The sequence below is a fragment of the Candidatus Electronema sp. TJ genome, from assembly GCF_048287355.1.
In the GTDB taxonomy this organism is placed as follows: domain Bacteria; phylum Desulfobacterota; class Desulfobulbia; order Desulfobulbales; family Desulfobulbaceae; genus Electronema.
Map to the genome: position 1 here is coordinate 29,445 of NZ_JBLWEP010000001.1, position 4,950 is coordinate 34,394.

Annotated in this window: 8 protein-coding genes; all 8 read left to right on the plus strand. The window is 57.6% G+C overall.

The annotated features are described in order from the left end of the window. Positions 1 to 186, plus strand: a 186-nt coding sequence (locus ACNKID_RS00150) for a hypothetical protein (protein ID WP_417911401.1), incomplete at its 5' end; no start/stop codon positions are given. Then, positions 170 to 1,237 (plus strand): signal recognition particle-docking protein FtsY, encoded by a 1,068-nt coding sequence (ftsY, locus tag ACNKID_RS00155; protein WP_417911402.1) that lies wholly within the window; start codon positions 170 to 172, stop codon positions 1,235 to 1,237. The genes ACNKID_RS00150 and ftsY, both read left to right, overlap by 17 nt. A 4-nt stretch (positions 1,238 to 1,241) precedes the next feature. Then, positions 1,242 to 2,102, plus strand: coding sequence for a TerB family tellurite resistance protein (locus tag ACNKID_RS00160; RefSeq protein ID WP_417911403.1), 861 nt, complete (start codon positions 1,242 to 1,244; stop codon positions 2,100 to 2,102). Positions 2,103 to 2,235: 133 nt separating this feature from the next. Continuing rightward, positions 2,236 to 2,796 (plus strand): DUF4360 domain-containing protein, encoded by a 561-nt coding sequence (locus ACNKID_RS00165; RefSeq protein WP_417911404.1) that lies wholly within the window; start codon positions 2,236 to 2,238, stop codon positions 2,794 to 2,796. 96 nt (positions 2,797 to 2,892) lie between these two features. After that, positions 2,893 to 3,465 (plus strand): DUF4360 domain-containing protein, encoded by a 573-nt coding sequence (locus ACNKID_RS00170; RefSeq protein ID WP_417911405.1) that lies wholly within the window; start codon positions 2,893 to 2,895, stop codon positions 3,463 to 3,465. A 69-nt stretch (positions 3,466 to 3,534) separates the two neighbouring features. Further along, positions 3,535 to 4,146: a DUF4360 domain-containing protein gene (locus ACNKID_RS00175; RefSeq protein WP_417911406.1), complete on the plus strand. Its 612-nt coding sequence runs from the start codon at positions 3,535 to 3,537 to the stop codon at positions 4,144 to 4,146. A 28-nt stretch (positions 4,147 to 4,174) separates the two neighbouring features. Then, the gene (locus ACNKID_RS00180) at positions 4,175 to 4,381 is read left to right on the plus strand and encodes a hypothetical protein (protein WP_417911407.1); all 207 of its coding nucleotides are present in this window, start codon (positions 4,175 to 4,177) and stop codon (positions 4,379 to 4,381) included. Between the two features lie 28 nt (positions 4,382 to 4,409). Then, positions 4,410 to 4,772, plus strand: a complete 363-nt coding sequence (gene panD, locus ACNKID_RS00185) for an aspartate 1-decarboxylase (RefSeq protein WP_417911408.1) — start codon at positions 4,410 to 4,412, stop codon at positions 4,770 to 4,772. Positions 4,773 to 4,950 lie beyond the last annotated feature (178 nt).

The window sequence follows — 4,950 nt, forward strand, 5'->3', positions numbered from 1 at the left end:
CTGGTATATATTGACGGTACATACCAGTATGTATTGCTGAAACATACTGGTATGTATTTTGGAAACATACTGGTATGTATTGGGCATGGGACAGGAGAAAAGCTGCGCCGTGCGCTCCAGAACGGGGCCGCCGTTTCAAGAATGACATCACCCAAGAGGTCTGAGAGCTATGCTGGGCTGGTTTAAAAAGAAATTCTTCCAGCAGGATGAGCCTGCGGCCAGTGCCGCATCCCCGACTGCCGAACAGGATGCTGCCGCCTCGCGGCCAACGCCTGAGACTGGAGCCGAGCAGCAGAAGCCTTCGATGTTCAAGCGGCTGCAAGAGCGTTTGGGCAAAAGCCGGGACGCTTTTGTCCACCGCCTTGACCGTCTGCTGCTGGGCAGGAAGAAGATTGACCAAGAGCTGTTTGACGAGCTGGAGGAGCTGCTCATCACTGCCGATCTCGGCGTGAACACCTCTCTGCATCTGCTGGAGACAGCCAAAGAACGGGTCAAACGCGACCAGCTCAGTGATCCCCAAGCCCTGAAGCAGGTGCTGCGCGAGCAGATACTTGCCTTCCTCCTCGCCTCTGACCGCCCGGCAGAGCTTGCGCTGCCGGAGGATGGCCCCTTTGTGATCATGGTGGTGGGCGTGAACGGCGTGGGCAAGACCACCTCCATCGGCAAGATCGCGGCCAAGTTCGTCAAAGCAGGACAGTCTGTTCTGCTGGTCGCAGGCGACACCTTCCGCGCCGCCGCTATTGACCAGCTCAAGATCTGGGGAACGCGCACGGGCGTGGAGGTTCATGCCGGGCCGCCGAAAGCGGATCCCTCCTCGGTGGTCTTTGACGGCGTGGCCAAGGGCATCGCCAAGAAGCACGACGTGATCATCATTGACACTGCCGGGCGGCTGCACACCAGCGTCAATCTGATGGAAGAGCTGAAGAAGATCAAGCGGGTGATCGGCAAGAACCTGCCTGCCGCGCCGCACGAGGTGATGCTGGTGCTGGATGCCACCACCGGCCAGAACGCCCTTTCGCAGGCCAAGCTCTTTCATGAGGCAGTCGGTGTCACCGGGTTGACTCTGACCAAACTCGACGGCACAGCCAAGGGCGGCATTGTCGCCAACATCTGCCACGAGCTGAAGATACCGGTGCGCTTCATCGGCATCGGCGAGCAAGCCGACGACCTGCGGGATTTTGATCCGCAGGAGTTTGTTGACGCACTGTTCAGCCGGGACGAGGCTCCCGCAGCATAAGGCGATGTCCCGTCCGACTGGCTCCGGCTGCGGCGGCTGCCTTTTGACCGTCGTTCTGCTCCTGTTCGGCGTATACATGTTTCTTGATGCGACAGGGGCAGGCGGTTTTGTTGTGCTGCTCTCCCTGCTGCCTTTCATTGCGATAGCGGCTCCGATTGCGCTCTTCTTCGGCCTTGCCCGTTCGATGCGCAAGCGGGCTGAAGCCTACGAACGCTCGCAGACTGCCAGTCACAACCGCTTTGTTTATCTGCTGGTCAATATTTTAGTCTGCATCGCCAAGACCGACGGACGCTTCACCCAGTCTGAGCTGCGCACCATGCTTGATTTCTTCCAGCACTCGCTTCATTACAATCAGGAGCAGATGTACTGGGTCAAGCAGCTGATCAAGCAGGCCAGAGACACACAGCAGAACTTGGAGGAGCTGCTGAGTGAATTCCGCCGTGATTTCGCTTATGAGCCGCGTTTAATCCTGCTGGAGCTGATCTATCAGATCATCTGCACTAAAAAACCGGTGCTGGAGCAGGAGCTGCACTTTGTCCGCCGCATCGCCGCCTTCCTCCAAATCAGTGCCTACGAGCGGCAGACGATTGAAAACAAATACCGCCACGGCTACAGCTATCAGCAGGCAAGCGGCGCAGGCCCGGCAGCGGCGGCCAGCCAGGAGCCGCGCTTCCGCACCGTGCTGGGCGTGGAGGAGAACGCTGATTTCGCGGCGGTGAAGAAAGCCTACCGCCAGCTCTCAATGCAATATCACCCGGACAAAGTGGCGCATCTCGGCGCGGAGTTCAAGCGGGTGGCTGAAGAAAAGATGAAGGAGATCAACGCCGCCTATGACTATTTCCGCAGGAAGTTCGAGAGGGGATGAGGGCTGGCAGGACGGGCCTCGGCCTTTGAAACAGTCTTGACAAAAAAAGATTCAGCTGTATCATTCATCAGTTGCAAGGCATGATCCAGTGCCTGCAAACAACCACTCTACAACCTGAAAAGGAGCTGTTGTCATGAAAGGATTGAAAGTTGCTCTTGCCTCCGCCGCGTTGGCCTTGCTTGCCAGCCAAGCTGATGCCCAAGTTGTTTTCAAAGCACCGATGGAATTTGCAGGCACGGGCTGCAAGCCCGGCTCCTACACCTTCACCGGTGACGGCACAGACACGCTGACCGTCATGTTCAGCGCCTATGACGCAGGCAATCCTGCCAGCCAGGCAGCCAGCGGCATGCAGCGCACCTCCTGCAACTTCGCGGTGCCGGTGCGGGTTCCGGCTGGCTATCAAGTCTCCACCATGACCTCAGACTGGCGCGGCTACGCCAAAGGCTCAACCCAGCTGCGGCGTGAGTATTTCTTTGCCGGACAGCGCGGGCCAGCCAAGACGACAAGCCCTTCCGGCAACTTTGTGGAGCGCGACGACTTGGCGCACGCCACGTTCAGCAAATGCGGAGAAGATGTGATGCTGCGGATCAACAGCTCAGCCAATGCGGTTGGACGGAGCAGCTACATCGCAGTGGACACCGTTGACCTGCAAAACAAAGTTGTCTTCCAGATGAAATGGCGGCCCTGCCGTTGAAGCGGAACAGCCGCTTTTTCTGGTAAGGCAGTTCTGCACATGCGAAACCCATGCTTTTTCCGGCATGGGTTTGTTTTTTAACAAAGGGGGATTCTTATGAAAGGAACTGTTGCGGCTGCGCTGGCTGCTGTCTGCCTTGTCTCCGCCGCTGAAGAACTGTCCGCCCAAACAAAAGCTCCTGTGCATTTCATCGCTCCGGCGCAGATGGCAGGTACAGGCTGCCCGTCCGGTTCTGTCCGGGCTTCAGGCGAAGGCAGCTCCGCCCTGACTGTCGCTTTGAGCAAGTATGATGCGGCCAGCCCAGCTTCCGCCGCAGCCAGCGGCATGGAGCGCGCAGCGTGCAGCTTTGCTCTGCCTCTCCGTGTGCCGAAGGGCTATCAGATTTCCAGCCTGACCATGACTTGGAAAGGCCGCGCCAAGGGTGCAACCGAGCTGCGGCGGGAATATTTCCTTGCCGGAGAGCGCGGGCCGGTGAAAACCTCGCAGCCTTCCGGTCGCTTCAAAGAACAGGACAAGCTGCCGGGCAGTTTGTTCAGTGCCTGCGGCGAAGATCTGGTCCTGCGGATCAACAGTTCGGTGCGGGCGACAGCACCGGGCGGTCAGATCACTGTCGGCGGGCAGTCCGGCAAGCTGTCGCTGCGCTTGAAATGGCAGAAATGCAGGTCATAAGGTAGAATGAGGCTGGCCGCTTGATGACTTCTTGCTGCTGACCACTTTCCGCAGGAGGAACATAACACTGTGAAGAAGATTGCCGCCGTGCTGGCTGCCGCAGTCAGCATGGCCGCAGGGCATGCCGCTGCGCAAGTGTATTTCAAAGGGCCGGTTGACGTTGCAGGAACAGGCTGCGGCGCAGGCACATACACGCTTTCTGGCGAAGGCACGGACACCTTGAGCATTCTGTTCAGCATGTATGATGCCGCTGATCCGCCCGGAAACGCTGAGAGCAAGATGCAGCGTACCTCGTGCAGCATTGCTGTTCCTGTGCACGTGCCGGCAGGCTGTCAAATCTCGGTCATCACGGCGGACTGGCGGGGATATTCCCAAGGTGAGACAGAGCTGGTGCGGGAATATTTCTTTGCAGGCGAGCAGAACAGCAAGCAAACATACCGCCCTGCCCTTCCCTATGAAGACTACACAAGAACTGACCAGCTGCTGTACAAAACCGTGCGGGCCGCCGAAGATGACATGATCTTCCGCATCAACAGCTCTGTGCACACGCTGGCTGCTGAAAGTTATATTGCTGTAGACTCGGCTGATCTGCACAACACGCTGCTGCTGCATGTCAGCCAGGAAAGCTGCAGCCAGCAGGGCCAGTCCGCGCTTCCGGCTATTTTGAAGCTGCTGCTGTGAAGCGGGCCGACACGCAGGAACCAGCAGAATGAGCACTCCGGGACAGCTTTTCTGGGGCATCATGTTCGGAGCTGTCGGCTCTGGATATTTTATTTATGGGAAAAAGCAGCAGCAATTCGTTCCGCTCTGCGCAGGGATGGCGCTCTGCGTCTTTCCGTATTTCATCTCCAACATCTATCTGATGCTGTTTGTCGGATTCGTCTTGATGCTCATTCCGTATTTTTTCAAAGGCTGAGCCGTTTTTTCACTCCACCATCATTGCAATGCAGCGCACAATGCTTAAATCCAAGATCCACCGGGTGACAGTCACTCAGGCGGATCTGAACTATGAAGGCAGCATGACCATTGACGAAGATTTGATGCAGGCCGCCGGCATCATCCAATTCGAACGGGTCTGCATCTACAACATAAACAACGGCGAGCGCTTTGAAACCTACGCCATCAAAGGCGCGGCCGGCTCCGGCGTGATCGGCCTGAACGGCGCGGCGGCCCGCAAAGGGCATGTCGGCGATTTGGTGATCATTGTCACCTATGCGGAATATGACGAGAGCGAGCTGGCCGGTTTCGAGCCGGTCATTCTCCTCTGCGACGAGAAGAACAGGATAGCCAAACGGCTTGATATTTGAGCCTTTTCTTCAGAGGCGTTCAAGGCAGTTCTCGGTGCTTCAAACGCCTTGCGGCACGCTTGCCGCGCTTCGTTTCACGCTTCAAACGCCTTGTTTCACGCTTGCCGCGTGGCATGTCACGCTTGCAATGCGACGTTTCACGCTTGCCATGAGGCGCGGAAAGCGTGCTGCGGGGCAT

Coding starts and splice junctions, on each gene's coding strand:
- panD (WP_417911408.1), top strand. CDS start 4,410: ATGCAGCGCACAATGCTTAAATCCAAGATCCACCGGGTGACAGTCACT.
- ACNKID_RS00165 (WP_417911404.1), top strand. CDS start 2,236: ATGAAAGGATTGAAAGTTGCTCTTGCCTCCGCCGCGTTGGCCTTGCTT.
- ACNKID_RS00160 (WP_417911403.1), top strand. CDS start 1,242: ATGTCCCGTCCGACTGGCTCCGGCTGCGGCGGCTGCCTTTTGACCGTC.
- ACNKID_RS00170 (WP_417911405.1), top strand. CDS start 2,893: ATGAAAGGAACTGTTGCGGCTGCGCTGGCTGCTGTCTGCCTTGTCTCC.
- ftsY (WP_417911402.1), top strand. CDS start 170: ATGCTGGGCTGGTTTAAAAAGAAATTCTTCCAGCAGGATGAGCCTGCG.
- ACNKID_RS00180 (WP_417911407.1), top strand. CDS start 4,175: ATGAGCACTCCGGGACAGCTTTTCTGGGGCATCATGTTCGGAGCTGTC.